Origin of the sequence: Pseudarthrobacter sp. (assembly GCF_036675385.1) — a bacterium.
GTDB lineage: Bacteria > Actinomycetota > Actinomycetes > Actinomycetales > Micrococcaceae > Arthrobacter.
In genome coordinates this window covers 1-14711 of record NZ_JAKFFD010000025.1, presented here as the reverse complement: position 1 = coordinate 14711, position 14711 = coordinate 1, and the positions used below count along the sequence as shown (strand labels likewise).

16 protein-coding genes are annotated in these 14711 nt (G+C 65.8%); 9 read left to right on the top strand and 7 right to left on the bottom strand.

Annotated elements, in window-relative coordinates; genetic code table 11:
• Positions 1 to 134: 134 nt before the first annotated feature.
• The 3 genes from V6M49_RS02335 to V6M49_RS02325 all read left to right on the top strand — a co-directional run bounded on the left by V6M49_RS02335 (position 135) and on the right by V6M49_RS02325 (position 3253).
• Positions 135 to 482 (top strand): metal-sensitive transcriptional regulator, encoded by a 348-nt coding sequence (locus V6M49_RS02335; protein ID WP_104062914.1) that lies wholly within the window; start codon positions 135 to 137, stop codon positions 480 to 482.
• A gap of 62 nt (positions 483 to 544) precedes the next feature.
• Positions 545 to 775, top strand: coding sequence for a heavy-metal-associated domain-containing protein (locus V6M49_RS02330; RefSeq protein WP_332759831.1), 231 nt, complete (start codon positions 545 to 547; stop codon positions 773 to 775).
• 24 nt (positions 776 to 799) lie between these two features.
• Positions 800 to 3253, top strand: a complete 2454-nt coding sequence (locus V6M49_RS02325; RefSeq protein ID WP_332759829.1) for a heavy metal translocating P-type ATPase — start codon at positions 800 to 802, stop codon at positions 3251 to 3253.
• Positions 3254 to 3272: 19 nt separating this feature from the next.
• Here the strand turns inward: V6M49_RS02325 and V6M49_RS02320 are convergent, their stop codons facing one another.
• Positions 3273 to 3545 carry a DUF2277 domain-containing protein gene (locus tag V6M49_RS02320; protein WP_104062916.1) on the bottom strand — a complete coding sequence of 91 codons (273 nt, stop codon included), beginning with the start codon at positions 3543 to 3545 and terminating at the stop codon, positions 3273 to 3275.
• A 237-nt stretch (positions 3546 to 3782) separates the two neighbouring features.
• Between V6M49_RS02320 and V6M49_RS02315 the strand changes: the two genes are divergently transcribed.
• Positions 3783 to 4046 (top strand): WXG100 family type VII secretion target, encoded by a 264-nt coding sequence (locus V6M49_RS02315; protein ID WP_141138829.1) that lies wholly within the window; start codon positions 3783 to 3785, stop codon positions 4044 to 4046.
• Positions 4047 to 4122: 76 nt separating this feature from the next.
• On the opposite strand, the gene V6M49_RS02310 is transcribed toward V6M49_RS02315, so the two are convergent.
• Positions 4123 to 5127 carry an EamA family transporter gene (locus V6M49_RS02310; RefSeq protein ID WP_141138830.1) on the bottom strand — a complete coding sequence of 335 codons (1005 nt, stop codon included), beginning with the start codon at positions 5125 to 5127 and terminating at the stop codon, positions 4123 to 4125.
• A gap of 71 nt (positions 5128 to 5198) precedes the next feature.
• On the opposite strand from V6M49_RS02310, the gene V6M49_RS02305 reads away from it, so the two are divergent.
• Positions 5199 to 5744 (top strand): CGNR zinc finger domain-containing protein, encoded by a 546-nt coding sequence (locus tag V6M49_RS02305; protein ID WP_141138831.1) that lies wholly within the window; start codon positions 5199 to 5201, stop codon positions 5742 to 5744.
• Here V6M49_RS02305 and V6M49_RS02300 read toward each other — a convergent pair.
• From V6M49_RS02300 to V6M49_RS02290, 3 genes are all read right to left on the bottom strand, one after another.
• Positions 5741 to 6112, bottom strand: a complete 372-nt coding sequence (locus tag V6M49_RS02300; protein ID WP_141138832.1) for a nicotinamide mononucleotide transporter — start codon at positions 6110 to 6112, stop codon at positions 5741 to 5743. The two genes, V6M49_RS02305 and V6M49_RS02300, sit on opposite strands and share 4 nt — an antisense overlap.
• 105 nt (positions 6113 to 6217) lie before the next feature.
• Complete coding sequence (locus V6M49_RS02295; RefSeq protein ID WP_141138833.1) at positions 6218 to 6808, bottom strand: hypothetical protein; 591 nt, start codon at positions 6806 to 6808, stop codon at positions 6218 to 6220.
• A 25-nt stretch (positions 6809 to 6833) separates the two neighbouring features.
• Positions 6834 to 8186, bottom strand: a complete 1353-nt coding sequence (locus V6M49_RS02290) for an MATE family efflux transporter (protein ID WP_332759826.1) — start codon at positions 8184 to 8186, stop codon at positions 6834 to 6836.
• 128 nt (positions 8187 to 8314) lie between these two features.
• Between V6M49_RS02290 and V6M49_RS02285 the strand changes: the two genes are divergently transcribed.
• Positions 8315 to 8749: a DoxX family protein gene (locus V6M49_RS02285; RefSeq protein WP_141138835.1), complete on the top strand. Its 435-nt coding sequence runs from the start codon at positions 8315 to 8317 to the stop codon at positions 8747 to 8749.
• Positions 8750 to 8845: 96 nt separating this feature from the next.
• On the opposite strand, the gene aztD is transcribed toward V6M49_RS02285, so the two are convergent.
• On the bottom strand, positions 8846 to 10141 hold the full coding sequence (gene aztD / locus V6M49_RS02280; protein ID WP_332759825.1) for a zinc metallochaperone AztD: 1296 nt from the start codon (positions 10139 to 10141) through the stop codon (positions 8846 to 8848).
• Between the two features lie 497 nt (positions 10142 to 10638).
• On the opposite strand from aztD, the gene V6M49_RS02275 reads away from it, so the two are divergent.
• The gene (locus V6M49_RS02275) at positions 10639 to 11607 is read left to right on the top strand and encodes an acyl-CoA thioesterase (protein ID WP_332759824.1); all 969 of its coding nucleotides are present in this window, start codon (positions 10639 to 10641) and stop codon (positions 11605 to 11607) included.
• Between the two features lie 30 nt (positions 11608 to 11637).
• On the opposite strand, the gene dnaB is transcribed toward V6M49_RS02275, so the two are convergent.
• Complete coding sequence (gene dnaB, locus V6M49_RS02270) at positions 11638 to 13020, bottom strand: replicative DNA helicase (RefSeq protein ID WP_058930676.1); 1383 nt, start codon at positions 13018 to 13020, stop codon at positions 11638 to 11640.
• 690 nt (positions 13021 to 13710) lie between these two features.
• Here dnaB and V6M49_RS02265 point away from each other — a divergent pair.
• Both V6M49_RS02265 and V6M49_RS02260 read left to right on the top strand, forming a co-directional pair.
• Positions 13711 to 14166, top strand: a complete 456-nt coding sequence (locus V6M49_RS02265; protein WP_056341733.1) for a hypothetical protein — start codon at positions 13711 to 13713, stop codon at positions 14164 to 14166.
• A 2-nt stretch (positions 14167 to 14168) separates the two neighbouring features.
• Positions 14169 to 14711: hypothetical protein (locus tag V6M49_RS02260; RefSeq protein ID WP_332759822.1), on the top strand; the 543-nt coding region annotated here is incomplete at its 3' end.

The window sequence follows — 14711 nt, the reverse complement described above, 5'->3', positions numbered from 1 at the left end:
CCCCCAATAACGCACTCCGGAGCTTTTTTGTGCCCTCCCGGAGCCGCACCCACCCAACCTCGTGGCGCTCATCTCCGAATGGATACCCCCAGGGGGTACTTGCCTTATACCCCTGCGGGGTATATGTTGGCAGCATGGAACCTTCGCTGGAAACCTTGACCACACACGCCGGCGCTGATCCGGCGCCTCCGCATGGCTACACCGCCAACAAGGAGGCATACCTGCGCAGGCTCAAGCGCATCGAGGGCCAGGTCCGCGGGATCGCCCGGATGGTGGATGAGGACAAATACTGCATCGACATCCTGACCCAGGTCGCCGCGGCCACCAAGGCCCTGCACGCCGTGAGCCTGGGACTTGTGGAAGAGCACATCGGCCACTGCGTGGTGGGCGCCGCCGGGGAGCCCGATCCGGCCCTTCGCGCTGAGGCCATAGACGCCAAAGTCAGGGAAGCCACAGCGGCCATCGGCCGCCTCCTGCGCTGACCGACTACCACTAACCACCCATTCACGGCCGGCCACCGCCGGCCCCTTTGAAGGAGCCAGCCATGAGCACCACCTCCACCACCGTCAACGTGTCCGGCATGACCTGCGGCCACTGCGTTTCGTCCGTCAGCGAGGAACTTGAATCGCTCGCAGGGGTTGAAACGGTCGACGTCGAACTCAACGCCGGCGGCATTTCCACCGTCACCATCACATCAAGCCAGGAACTGTCGTCGTCCGAGATCGGCGAAGCGGTAGCCGAAGCCGGCTACCTGGTTGTTGCCAACGACGCGTAACGCTGTCCGATCGGGGGATCCCACATGAGTACAGACCATCTCCATCACCAGCCCCAAAGCAGGGTAGTTGAACTGGACATTGAGGGCATGACCTGTGCCTCCTGTGTGAACCGCGTGGAAAAGAAGCTGGGCAAGCTCGACGGCGTCGAAGCCTCCGTCAACCTCCCGCTGGAATCCGCCCACGTCACGGTCCCGGCCGGCATCACGGACCAGCAAATAGTGGACACAGTCAACGCCACAGGCTACAAAGCAACGGTCCGCCTCCCGCGCTACCCGAGCCAAGGCCACTCCCACGCCGACGAGCACCACGCCGACGAGCTCGACCAGAGCCAGCAAGGCGGTACGGAAGGCGAGCAAAGCGGTGCCGAAGACGGTCACAGCGCCGACTCCGGCGGCATGCGGAAGCGTGCGTCTAAGGGAGGAACGACCGAGCACGCGGAGCATGGTGCCGAAGGCGGTGCGCCAAGTGACCACATGTCCCACGGCCCGGCCGCCGCCAAATTGAGGCCGCGCCTGATTGTGGCCGCGATACTGACGCTCCCGGTCCTCGCGATTTCAATGGTTCCGGCCGCGCAGTTTCCCAACTGGGGCTGGGTAGCCGGGGCCTTGGCGCTTCCGGTGGTCAGCTGGGCGGCCTGGCCCTTCCACCGCGCGGCGGCCGTCAATGCGCGCCACCTGGCGTCCACCATGGACACGCTGGTGTCGATCGGCGTCGCCGCCGCCTACCTGTTCAGCCTCTGGCAACTGGTCCTGGATCCCCGGATGACCGAGCACCTGGCCATGGAGGGGATGGAGTCCGCCGGCCTCTACTTCGAAGTGGCCGCCGTGGTCACCACGTTCCTGCTCCTGGGCAGGTTCCTCGAAGCCAACGCCAAGCAGAAAGCCGGCGACGCCCTCAAGGCGTTGCTGAACCTCGGCGCCAAGGACGCCACCATCCTGCACCACGGATCCGAACATAAAGTCCCCGCCGATCAGCTCCGCGTGGGAGACGTCGTGGTGGTCCGCCCCGGCGAAAAAATCGCCACGGACGGAGAGGTGATCGACGGCGTTTCAGCCGTGGACGCGTCCCTGCTGACCGGCGAATCCGTTCCGGTGGAGGTGGAGCCCGGGAGCAAGGTCACCGGCGCCACCATCAACACTTCCGGCCGGCTGCTGGTCCGGGCAACCCGCGTGGGCGCCGAGACCACGCTGGCCCAGATGGCCCGGCTGGTCTCGCAGGCACAGACCGGCAAAGCCCCCATCGCCCGCCTCGCCGACCGGATCAGCGCCGTCTTTGTCCCGATTGTGCTGGCCATCGCTGTGCTCACGTTTGGGCTGTGGCTCGTGTTCAGCGGCCCGGTGATTGAGCCTGCCGAGCTCAGGGCTGCCTTTACCGCCGCGGTCACCGTCCTGGTCATCGCGTGCCCGTGCGCCCTGGGCCTCGCCACTCCGGTGGGGCTGCTCACCGGAACCGGCCGGGGAGCCCAGCTGGGCATCCTGATCAAGGGCCCGCAGGTCCTCGAAGACACCCGCACGGTGGACACCATACTGCTCGACAAGACCGGCACCGTCACCACCGGAAAACTCGCCGTGGGCAACACCCTCGCGTTTGACGGTTACCAGGGCACCGACGTGCTGCGGCTCGCCGGCGCGGTGGAGGCGGCATCGGAGCACCCGATCGCCCACGCCATCGCGGCCGCGGCGGTTGAGGCGCAAACCGGGAACGACGACGGCGGGCGGCTTCCCGCCGTCGAACACTTCCGTTCGGCACCCGGCGGCGGAGTGGTGGGAACCGTTGAAGGGCGTGTGGTCCTGGCTGGCAGGACCGGCTGGCTCACGGAGAACAGCGTCCGCCCTTCCGGCGCGCAACTGGAGGCGCTGGCCGCCGCGGAAGCCACCGGTGCCACGGCCATCTGGATAACGGTGGACGGCAGCCCTGCCGGCATCATCAGTCTCCGCGACACCGTGAAGCCGGGATCTGCGGAGGCTGTGGCAAAGCTGAAGAGGCTCGGGCTGCGCCCCATCCTGCTGACCGGGGACAACGCCGCGGTGGCCGCGCAGGTCGCTGCCGCCGTCGGGATTTCCCCTGACGATGTTTATGCAGGTGTCCTGCCTGCCGGGAAGGTGGACGCCGTCCGCCGGCTCCAGGCGGGCGGGGCCATTGTGGCCATGGCCGGCGACGGCGTGAATGACGCCGCCGCGCTGGCGCAGGCTGACCTGGGCATCGCCATGGGATCCGGTACGGATGTGGCCATCGAGGCGGCGGACCTCACCGTCATGGGAAACGATCTGGGACAGGTGGCACAGGCCATCGAATTGTCCCGGCGTACGCTGGCCACCATCAAGACCAACCTGTTCTGGGCGTTCTTCTATAACGCGGTCGGCATTCCCGTGGCCGCCCTGGGCCTCTTGAACCCGATGATTGCCGGAGCCGCGATGGCGGCGAGTTCAGTCCTGGTGGTGGCAAACTCGCTCCGGCTGCGCAGCTTCGGCAAGTAGCCCTCAGGCGGTTAGGTCCTCAGGCGGTGCCGAAGCGCACGGCTGCGCGGGCCCTTGCCTTGGCGGCCTCTTCGTCCCGGTGCTTGGCGGGAGCGTGGGTGACCAGCGAATCCAGCAGGTGCTGGGTGATGTGGGCGATCTCGTGCACCGCCGCTTCGAAGGCGTCCTCGTTGGCCTTGGACGGCTTGGTGCTGCCGCTGACCTTGCGCACATACTGCAGCGCGGCGGCATGCACTTCCTCAGAGGTGGCATGGGGTTCGAAATTGTGGAGGGTTCGGATGTTCCGGCACATATGCCCATGCTAGGCTCTGGAACGCCTCGGATCGACCCCCAGGACACCGGTGATCGAGCTTGTCGAGATTCAACCGCCGGGAGCTGTGGCCCATGGGGAGTGGTGCATGGGCAGCGGTGCCCATCGACAGTGATTTGGGGCCGGGATAGGTTCTAGGTAATGGATCTTCCGGATGAGCCGGGGGCCGCTGGGGATGCCGATCTGGATCGGATCCAAGACTAACGAGGAGAAAAACTGATGGCTATGTGGGGCGCAGATGTAGAACAGCTCAGGACTCTTGGCAGCAAGCTGCAGGCCGGTGCCGGCGAGATCGAGCAGCAGAGGTCCAACCTGACGCGCGTGCTGGACAGCACCGACTGGAAGGGCCCGGACGCCGACCACTTCCGCGGCGAATGGTCCGGCACGCACACCGCGGCGCTGAACCAGGTCATCCAGGCGCTGAAGGACGCGGGCCAGAAGGCCACCAAGAACGCCAGCGAGCAGGACCAGGCTTCACGCTAACCGCAGAAGCCTTACTGCGAGGGCCGGGACACTGCACAGTGTCCGGGCCCTCGCCGCATTTAACGGCAGCCGGCACTCAGGGCACGGGTTCGACGTCGTTCGCGTGGTCCAGCGGCGCGGGCGCACCGACAGTTGCAGCGGCCGTGCCGGAGCGCAGCTCGTCCAGCCGGACCAGAACCACCCCGCCAACAATGAGGACGCCACCCAGGAGTTGGATGGCGCCGGGCAGCTCACCCAGCAGCAGCCAGGCCCAGGTCACGGCGAACAGCACCTCGGTCAGCGAGACGAAGGACGCAACCTTGGAGCCAAGGGCGCGGGCAGCGACAACGCCCGAAACGTATGCCAGGACTGTTGCCAGGATGACCAGGCCACCCAGGGAGACCCACCAGGGTGTGATCCAGGGGCCGAGCCTGGTATCCGCGGTGCTGAAGGCCATGGGAAGCAGTCCCGTGGCGGCCGCCAGCCACATAACGGCGGCCCCCACGAGCAGCCCGGCGGACGCCAGGACGATGGGCGGCAGGGAATCATTCTCCTTGGCCGTGATGAAGAAGTAGATGGCAAGGCATACGGCAGCGGCCACCCCCCACAGGACCCCGATGATGTCGATCTTGACCGTTCCGGTGAGGTCCAGGACGAGGACCAGGCCGCCGAGCGACAGCACTGTTCCGCCGAAGGTCAGCGCCCGTGGCCGCTTCTTGCTGGCTCCCCATAGCCAAAGGACGATGAGAACGGGAGCCAGGTATTCAAGCAACAGCGCTACACCCACGGACAGGCGGGCTACCGCGTTGAAGTAGAACAGCTGGCATGCGGCCACGCCGATCAGGCCGAAAAGCCCGATGGTGACCCAGTTGTCGCGCAGCCGGTACCACCGTCCGCGCAAAGCCAGAACGGCGGGAACGGCGAGAATCAGCGCGGCACCGGTCAGGCGGGCCGTTACGGCAGCGCCCGGGGACCAGCCGGTTTCCAGGAGCGCTTTGGCGAAGGAACCGGAGAGCCCGAAGACGGCAGAAGAGAACAACGCGATTCCAAGGCCGGAGCCAAGGAATCCGCCCGCGGCTGCGGGGTTAGGGGCGGCAGTCACCGACGCCTCCTGTCAGGAGTAAAGTGGGGTAATGGTCCTGACATTACGCCCGACCCCAGTAAGGAGTCAAGATGGTCTTTGCACCTGACACCGAAATAGCCCTGCGCACCGTCGTCAACCTGATCAACACCGCCGCCAACGGACGCGAATCGCTCGCCACGGTGGCGGACCTGGATCATTTCCTTCAGTCCGAGGGGTTCAGTGGAGCCCGCGCCCGCGATGCGGCGGAACTGTCGAGTGTCCACGAACTGCGCGGGCGGCTTGCCGCCCTCTGGACTGCAGACGAAGACTCTGCTGTGGCGGGCGTCAACCGCCTGCTGCGCGAGGCCAACGCACTCCCCCAGCTGATGAAGCACGATGAGTGGGACTGGCATCTGCACGCCACTGCCAGGGACGCGCCGCTGGCAGAGCGCATGGGCACCGAAGCCGCCATGGCCCTGGCGGACGTCATCCGGAGCAAGGAGATGGACCGCATGCTCGTGTGCGAGGCCGAGGACTGCGATGCCGTGGTCCTGGACCTCAGCCGCAACCGGTCGAAACGGTATTGCGATACCGGCAACTGCGCCAACCGCGCGCACGTGGCAGCGTACCGCGCGCGGCAGGCTACTGTTCGCTAGGAGTGGCTGGTGCCGGTACCGTCAGCGTCCGGAGCCTCAGGGGCGCCGCCGGCCTGGCTGGGGCCGTGTCCCCCGAATCCGTGCGACGGTTTCCGGGCTGAACTCAGGTTGACGCCGGATCCCTTGCCCAGGTGTTCGGAGTTCTCCTTGTGGCTCATGGCCAGCATGGCCGCGATCACCAGCGTGACGATGAACGCGATGCCGGCGCCCGTGAAGGCGAGGTCGAACCGCGGGGTCTTCGAGCTGCCGCCGGAGGCGAAGATCAGCACCGTAACAAAGGCGAGGACGGCCCAGAACGCAGAGAACATCAGCGGCCCCTTCACCGAGGTCCGCAGCTTGCGCGGTTTTCCTGGTTTCTGGTCTGCCAAGGTAGTTCCTCTCCTACAGCCATGCCGAAGGGCGTGCTGGTTCGAATGTGTGTGGGGTTGTTCCGGGCGCGTTTTCTACGCCGGGTAGAACCTTTCGCTTCTAGTTTACGGCTTCGTGGAGGCGGGCCGGGAATCGTGCCTTAGAGTCAGCCCCGACAGGACCCAGAGCACACCGGAGATGATAGCTCCGCCGCCGGCGACGCCCAGCAGGGCATGGGCTCCGAGGCTGATGAAGAAGGGCAGGATCGCCGCGGTACCAAGCCCGATGATGCCCGAGGCCAGCCAGTCGCGGGCCAGCACGTGCCGGCGGCGATACTTGAGGCCGCAGTACAGCTCCACGGCTCCGGCCAGGCCAAGTCCCACTGCCGCAACGACGCCGAAGACGCGGTCCCCGTGAAGCAATGCCAAGGCAACACCAGCGCCTGCCAGGGTGGCCCCTGCGGCGGAGAGGATCTTGCCGGGCATGCCGTCACGCGCGTAGCCGGTCTTCGGGATGGCCCAGAGGACCAGCAGGCCCGTGGCCAGCAGGTACAACCCGCCCGCCCAGCCCATGACCTGGACCGACGGTCCGGCCCAGAAAATGGTCGCGGCGCCGAACAACAGTGCGGCCACGGCCCGGAGCAGAACCGGCTTCCACAGGTCTGCCTGCTGGGCGGCGCCGGCGGGAGCATCTGTGGGTGTCAGTGGTTGGTTCACCGGTCCAGTTTAGTGGCCGCCGGCCCTATGGCGAACCCAGCACCATCCAGCGGTCCGACCGGGCGCGCAGGCCCAGCGTCAGCGCCCGGGCGGCCATGTAGCCCAGCGCAAACGCGGCCCACAGCCAAACGAGGCCTGCGGCGGCGGACATGCCGGAGACGGCAACGGCCACAAGCATGGGGACGTAGACAGCGAGGTTGACCACGCCCGCCAGCGCCAGGTACCTGGCGTCTCCGGCGCCGATCAGCACGCCGTCCAGGACAAAAACATACCCGGCAAGAGGCTGACCGGCTGCCAGGATCCACAGGGCGTAGGTCAGCACGGACTGGACGCCGGCGTCGGAAGTGAACAGCACCCCCGCCCAAGGCGCCGCGACGGCCAGCAGGGCTCCCGTGACCAAACCGAATCCGATGCCCCAGCGGATCATGGTCCGGGTCAGGTGCCGCGCCCTGACGGGATTGGATGCGCCCAGTTCCTTGCCGATCAGGGCCTGAGCGGCGATGGCAAGGGCATCGAGGGCAAAGGCGAGGAACGAGAAGATGGTCATGGCCAGCTGGTGGGCCGCCAGGTTGACGGCACCTTGCCCCGTGACCACAAATACCGTGGCCAGGATGGCGATGCGCAGGCTCAGCGTGCGGAGCATAAGCCACGAACCGACCCGGGTCATTGCGCGGATGCCGCTCCAGTCGGGCCACAGGCTGATGCCGTGCCGGGCGGCATTGCGCTGGACCATCACCAGATAGACGGCCGCCATGGCCCATTGCGCCACGCTGGTGCCTGCCGCCGAGCCCGCAACGGACCAGTCCAGCCCGTAGACCAGCCACAGGTTGAGGACAATATTCAAGGCAAAGCCTGCGGTGGCCACGAGCAGCGGCGTCCTGGTGTCCTGCAATCCGCGCAGGACGCCGGTGCCCGCGAAGATGAGCAGCATGGCAACCAGGCCGGGCATGGACCAGCGGAGATAGTCAACGGCGAACGAGCGAACGTCACCCTCCGCCCCCATCAGGGCCACCAGCGGTTCAGCGGCCCAGAAGCCGGCCACGGCCAGGACCACGCCGAGCAGAAGTGCCAGCCAGACGCCGTCGCGCCCTGCGGCGAGTGCCTTGCCCAGCTGGCCGTGTCCCATCGCGCGGGCCACCGCCGGGGTAGTGGAGTAGGCGAGGAAAACCATCAGGCCGACGGCGGTGTGCAGCACGGCGGAGGCGAGCCCCACCCCGGCCAGCTGGGCCACGCCGAGATGGCCCACAATGGCCGAATCCGCGAGCAGGAACAGCGGTTCGGCGATCAGTGCGCCGAACGCCGGCACGGCGAGCCGCAGGATTTCCCGGGCATGGCTGGCGGGACGCTGGACGGCAGCGGGGGCGGATTGGCTGGGCACGGTTTCAGCCTAACGGCCGGCACCGCCCACCTGACTGCTCCGCTTCCGTGACGCCGGAAGTCATGACAAAGGACACAATGGCGATCCATTAGTTGACACTTCAACTAATGGTCAGAGAGACTCGATTTATGAATCAGTCACGCCTCACCACCACTGCCATCACCGTCCTGCGCGTCGCCCTCGGCTTCCTCTTCGCCGCCCACGGCTGGCAGAAGTTCAACGAATGGACCATCGCCGGCACCCAGGCGGCGTTCACCCAGATGGGCGTTCCGGCAGCCAACGTGTCAGCGCCCTTCGTCGCTGGCCTCGAATTGGCTGGCGGCATTGCCCTCATCTTGGGCGTACTCACCCGCGTGGTGGCCGCCCTGCTGGCCGTAAACATGATCGGCGCCTTCTTCCTGGTGCATGCCTCGGCAGGAGTCTTCGCCGACAAGGGCGGGTACGAACTGGTGCTGCTCCTGGGCGCTGCCGCCCTGGCACTCGCACTCACCGGAGCCGGCCGCGTCTCTGTGGACCGCGTCCTGTTCGGCCGCAAGGGCTCCAAACTGGCAGTCCTCGCCTAAGCGGACTCCTCCTCCTCGAGCAGCGCCCGACGGCGGACAGGCACCCAGGTGCCCGTCCGCCGTCGGGCTTTTAACGTCTTTGCAGTGGCAGGAGCGTCAGCCGGTCACCCCGGTCAATTCGTTGGGCACGTGGTCCAGGTCCGTGCTGTTGACGATTTTCCCGGATTTTAGATCCACGGCATGGATCCTGGAAGCCGCCGGCTCCGTGATGAAGGCCGTTGAGCCCTGGACAAACAGGGTAGGGCGGGGATCCTGCCAGGCATCCGGCTCCGTCCAGGCGCCAACCACGGAAATGGCAGCGGTCTCCTCGCCCGTCGTCGGATCAATCACATGAAGCGCCCCGTCCGTGCCCAGCACCAGAGCCTCCCCGCCCGGACCGCGGCCCAGGGAACGGAAGGAATAGCTGGCGCCCAGGTCCACCAGCTGGAGCGTCCCGGTGTCCGTGTTGACCAGCGAGATCCGGGTGGGCCGCTCCAGGTCGGCGTCCCTGTCCACCTTGTAATCGCCGAGGATCACGGGAGATTCATGGCTTCCGGCCTGGTTGCCCATGCGGCCGTACGGGTCAGGGCTTGCAACCTTGGTGAAGGCGCCGTCGCGGTAGACCAGCATGCCGTCCTCACAGCCCACCACCACGGTTTCATGGCCCGCCACTGCCTCTCCATGCACACCGGGGCACTCCTCGTTGCGGAGCAGTTCACCTCGTCCCTGCCCGCCGGCATTTCCCGGCGCACTCAGCAGCGCCAGGCCAGTGCGGCCCTCCTCGTTCCCGAGGGTGACCAGCAGCTTCCCATCCTCCAGCGCGATGGCGACGCCGTGGTGGGCTTCGGGTGCGGTGTAAGTGCTGGTCTCGGGCAGGCCGGCCTTGAGTGCGTCGGTCAGCGCGGCCGGATCAAAGACCTCCACCTTCCCTGAACCGTCATTGAACAGCACTGTCTTCCCGGCGTGGTTGACCACGTGGCCGGCCTTGCTGGCGCTGAAGGCCCGGTCCGTCAGCCGAGGCGCGGCGGCATAGGAGTGCCCATGGTCGCCGTGCGCCTCGGTCCATACACCGGCATCGAAGACGCGGAAGGAATCTCCGGTGGCCACCAGAACGTGGCGGCCGTCGCCCGCCGGGCTGAGGCGGTTGAAGCCTTCCAGCGGCACTTCCTCCACGGGCTTCAGCGTCTTCGCGTCAAGAACCGTGATGCCCGCGTCGTGGGTCAGGACCAGCCGCGGGGTGGGGGCCTGGCTTTCCTTCGCCTGCCCTGCTGTGGCAGAAGCGGAAGCGCCGGCCGAGTCAGGGCCTGCGCCCTGCGACGGTCCGGAGCCGGCGCCCGGAGCCGCCCCGCACGCCGTGAGGAGTAGTGCCGAAACCGCGAGAACTGCCGGGAGGGCCTGCGGATAAGTGTGCATATGGCCGGGATGTGGGTGAGTTTTTATCATATCGCTAACGATAGTCATTATCAATAGTGATGCAAATCGGATGACCTCGGCCGCGTCATGGCGGGACGCTCAAGGCGTCGCATCTTCACCCAAAACAACACATTTGACATCAAAAACTCCCAGAAAACCACCAGGAAACCCTTGACCTCTATAACGATGTACAGGAACGCCCAGCATTGCCAAGTGGAACTGGGAATCCGGGTCCAGCGACCGGGTCCTGACGGCGGCCCGAAAGAAGTCGAACAACAGCACCAAGGGCACCCCGGCCGCACCCCAGCTTCTTCATCGGAGTGGGCATGGAACTGCCCGCACAGCCGGATATCACCCATACCGGCGCAAAGTAGCCTCCAGTAGTCCACAGACAGAACTGCCCTGTCCGCCCCAAAAGGGCGGGCGGGGCAGTTCCTGTTGCAGGTATGTGTCGGCTCCGACCCTCCGGTAACACGGCGCCTCAGTAAGATCGCAGCATGACTGAGACCGCGGCCAATTCCGTAACCCTCCGCTTCCTGGCTGCCCCCACGGATGTGGGCCACAGCGGCTCGGTGGATGCGGGGACCGTCCTCGAATGGGTGGACAAGGCTGCGTACGCTGCCGCCGTGGGCTGGGCCAAGTCCTACTGCGTCACCGCCTACGTGGGCAACATCCACTTCGCGGACCCCGTGAACAGCGGCGACATGGTGGAGGTGGAGGCCACCATCGTCTACACCGGACGCTCCTCCATGCACATCCGGACCGTCGTCTCGTCAAGCGACCCCAAGGGCGGGCCTGCCACGATGCGCAGCCAGTGCATGGTGATCTTTGTGGCGGTCGGCGACAACGGCAAGCCCATACCCGTCAAACAGTTCGAACCGGTCACGGCCGCGGAGATCGAGCAGCGGGACCACGCCCTGGCGCGGATCAAGGTCCGTGAACGGATTGTCGAAGCCATGAACGCCCAGGAATATACCGACGCCGGGACCGCCGAACGCGTGACGCTGCGGTTCATGGCGGCCCCCACGGACGTGAACTGGGGCGGGAAAGTGCACGGCGGCATCGTGATGAAGTGGATCGACGAAGCCGCCTACGTCTGCGCGTCCCGCTACTGCGGCATGGACACCGTGGCGGTCTTCTCCGGCGGCGTGCGCTTCTACCGGCCCCTGCTGATCGGCCATCTGGTGGAGGTAGAGGCCAGGCTGGTCTACACCGGGACCAAAGGCATGCACATCGCCGTACATGTGCGCTCCGGAGATCCGAAGGGCAAGGAACTGAACCTCACCACGTATTGCCTCACGGTGATGGTGGCGCGCGACGCCGACGGCAACTCGGTGCCAGTCCCCGGCTGGGTGCCGGTCTCGGCGGAGGACAAACGCCTGCATGCCCACGCCCGCGAACTGCTCGAGATCCGCGGGACCGCCCCGGGGAACCGGCTGCCCAACCACCTGCTGGGGCAGGGTTAAACCAGCCAGCCAGCTCCGGCAGGAACGGTCCTAGAAGCCGCTGCCGCCGGCGTCGGCCGCCATGTTGGCGAAGCGCGAGTAGTGACCCTGGAATGCCACCACGATGTCCTTGGTGGGGCCGTTACGGTGCTTGGCGATCAGGATGTCCGCCTCGCCCGCACGCGGGGATTCCTTGTCGTAGACGTCCTCACGGTGCAGCAGGATGACCATGTCCGCATCCTGCTCGATGGAGCCGGATTCGCGGAGGTCAGAGACCATGGGCCGCTTGTCCTGGCGCTGCTCGGAGCCACGGTTGAGCTGCGACAGGGCGATGACCGGAACCTGGAGTTCCTTGGCCAGCAGCTTCAGCGCACGGGAGAACTCGGAGACTTCCTGCTGGCGTGACTCCACCTTCTTGCCGGAGCTCATGAGCTGCAGGTAATCCAGGATCACGAGCTTCAGGTCATGCTGCTGCTTGAGGCGGCGGCACTTGGCCCTGATTTCCATCAGCGACATGTTCGGGCTGTCATCGATGAAGAGCGGGGCATCATTCATCCGGCCCATGGTGGTGGCGATCTTGGACCATTGCTCGTCCTTGATGGTGCCCTTGCGAAGGTCCTGCAGGCCGATGGTTGCCTCTGCGGACAACAGGCGCATGGCGATTTCGTTCCGGCCCATTTCGAGCGAGAACATCACGGTGGCCAGGTTGTTCTTGATGGCGGCCGAGCGGGCGAAGTCCAGGGCAAACGTGGACTTGCCAACTGCCGGACGGGCGGCAATAACGATCATCTGCCCCGGGTGCAATCCATGGGTGAGTTCATCGAGTTCGTAGAACCCCGTTGGCACACCGGTCATGCCTTCCCCGCGGTGTCCGGACGCTTCGATCTCGTCCACCGTGGCTTCCATGACGTCCTTGAGGACCACATAGTCCTCTGCGGTGCGCCGCTCCGCGACGGCGTAAACCTCGGCCTGTGCCTGGTTGACCAGGTCCTCCACCTCACCGTCCGAACCGTATCCCAGCTGGACGATTTTGGTGCCTGCGTTGACGAGCCGGCGCAGAATGGCGCGCTCTGCCACGATTTCGGCGTAGTAGCCGGCATTGGCGGCCGTAGGGACAGTCTGGATGAGCTCGTGCAGGTAGGCGGGTCCGCCGATCCGGTTGATCTCTGCGCGCTTGGTCAGTTCGTCCGAGACCGTAACCGCATCCGCCGGCTCGCCGCGGCCGTAGAGGTCGATGATCGCCTCGTAGATGGTCTCGTGTGCAGGCCGGTAGAAGTCCTGTCCGCGGAGGATTTCCACAACGTCAGCGATGGCGTCCTTGGACAGCATCATGCCGCCGAGGACGGACTGCTCAGCGGGAATGTCCTGTGGTGGCTTACGGCTGCCTTCTGATCCGCGGGTACCCTCGATCGAGTCCAGGTGCGTTACTGACAAAGCTGCCGTCCTCCATAGTGTGCCGCGACTTGATGCGGCGAGTAAGTCATTCACCTGCCGGGATGCCCTCCTGCGGGACCTCCACGGGACGGCATACGTTCAGGTCTATCAGCGGCCTCCGACAATGAAGCCCGGCGGGCCCGATTGAAGCCTCCGCAACGTTGAGTCTGCGCAACGCGCGTGGGAGTTATCCCCATGTTCCGCAAGTTATCCACAGAAAGCGCCGCAGCAGCCGGACCGAAGTCCTCCACTGCTGCGACAGCACATGTGCGCGACGGCGTCACAGCACCCCAAAAGCAGGTATCCCGCAACGGTAGCCGCCACCGCCCCAGCGTCCAAGCCCACCAACCCCGAGGGCTGTGGATAACCTGTGCACTAAGGGGCATAGCTTGTGCACAGCCTGTGGGTGAACCTGTGGAAACAAAAAAACTTTTGCCGTATATAGGCGTCTGACCTGCGAAAACGTTCGTCGAGCATGTGGACTAAATTCTTTTTTTCGCAACCTTCATCCACAGCTTGCGGCGCGGCGCTGTTGAAAGATCCGGATATCCGGGCACCTCCACCGGCGATTCATACCCGTTTAGTGATGCATCGCACACCTGCCGGCATCTTTTGACGCCACAGCGAATCGGCTGTATGCAACGGCCGGAATGTGCTGTGGATAACGGGCATCTGGCATAAGCTCTGACTATGGGCGATGTACTGATGGTGTTTCTGCCGGCCGGCGTGTTGGCGGCAATAATCTGGGCATTTACGACGGCCCTCAGACCCCGTAATTCCGGGACGTCCGACGCCGAGAAGTACCAGCAGGACCTGGCCCGGCGCTCCGCGGAGCACTATGCCGAGCAGGTACGCGTGGCAACAGCCGTGCGTGCCCGCCTGGAAGCCAACACCCGGCCCAGCCAGAACGAACAACAGCAATCGCAGCAGGAAGACCACGCCCGGGCAGCACGGCGCGGGCAGTCCGGAGCGGGTGCCGGCCAGTATGGCTATGCGGCGCTCCCCGGCGGGATTCTGGACCCTCAGCTGGCCATGCAGTTGCAGACAATGGCGCACGACGGGCACAAGATCCAGGCCATCAAACTCCTCCGCCAGGCAACCCAAACGGACCTGGCGACAGCCAAAAAGTATGTAGATCGGCTTTAGAAATGGAATCGCTCGTGATCCCCGTTATCATCCTCGCGGTCGTGGCCGCCGGTGTCGCATTGGCTGCCCGGGCGGTCAGCAGGCGGCAGGCGGCCGTCAAGCAGGCCGGCACGGCCCCTGCGCCGGATCCGGTTGAGGTGGCACGCCGCGCCGCCGCCAAGCTCTCTGAGGACCAGCACCGCAGGTTGTACGCGCTGATTGCGCAGGGACAGGCGATGGCGGCCATCAAGCTGTACTACGAGGCCACAGGAGAAGGACTGCGGGCATCCCGGGACGCAGTGGGGGCGTTGGCCGCCCACCCGCAGGCCTACCGCAGCCCTGCCGCTGAAGCGGCGGAGGCGGAGCCCGACGATGACGACACGCCCCAGCGGTTCCCCTACCGCTACCGCGCCATTGCCAGCAAGGGAGATGTGACGCGTGAGGTCAGCAGCAATATGCTCAACGACGAGATCTACGGCCGCATCCGCACGTTGGCGCGCAGTGGCGACACCGAAGGCGCCGCCACTGCGCTGACCAAGCACTCGGACATCTCCATGAAGCAGGCA

Excerpts from the sequence above, each read along its gene's own strand:
- V6M49_RS02265 (WP_056341733.1), top strand. The coding sequence starts at position 13,711 with ATGGGCGATGTACTGATGGTGTTTCTGCCGGCCGGCGTGTTGGCGGCA.
- V6M49_RS02305 (WP_141138831.1), top strand. The coding sequence starts at position 5,199 with ATGGTCTTTGCACCTGACACCGAAATAGCCCTGCGCACCGTCGTCAAC.
- V6M49_RS02285 (WP_141138835.1), top strand. The coding sequence starts at position 8,315 with ATGAATCAGTCACGCCTCACCACCACTGCCATCACCGTCCTGCGCGTC.
- V6M49_RS02315 (WP_141138829.1), top strand. The coding sequence starts at position 3,783 with ATGGCTATGTGGGGCGCAGATGTAGAACAGCTCAGGACTCTTGGCAGC.
- aztD (WP_332759825.1), bottom strand. The coding sequence starts at position 10,141 with ATGCACACTTATCCGCAGGCCCTCCCGGCAGTTCTCGCGGTTTCGGCA.
- V6M49_RS02275 (WP_332759824.1), top strand. The coding sequence starts at position 10,639 with ATGACTGAGACCGCGGCCAATTCCGTAACCCTCCGCTTCCTGGCTGCC.
- V6M49_RS02335 (WP_104062914.1), top strand. The coding sequence starts at position 135 with ATGGAACCTTCGCTGGAAACCTTGACCACACACGCCGGCGCTGATCCG.
- V6M49_RS02320 (WP_104062916.1), bottom strand. The coding sequence starts at position 3,545 with ATGTGCCGGAACATCCGAACCCTCCACAATTTCGAACCCCATGCCACC.
- V6M49_RS02325 (WP_332759829.1), top strand. The coding sequence starts at position 800 with ATGAGTACAGACCATCTCCATCACCAGCCCCAAAGCAGGGTAGTTGAA.
- V6M49_RS02330 (WP_332759831.1), top strand. The coding sequence starts at position 545 with ATGAGCACCACCTCCACCACCGTCAACGTGTCCGGCATGACCTGCGGC.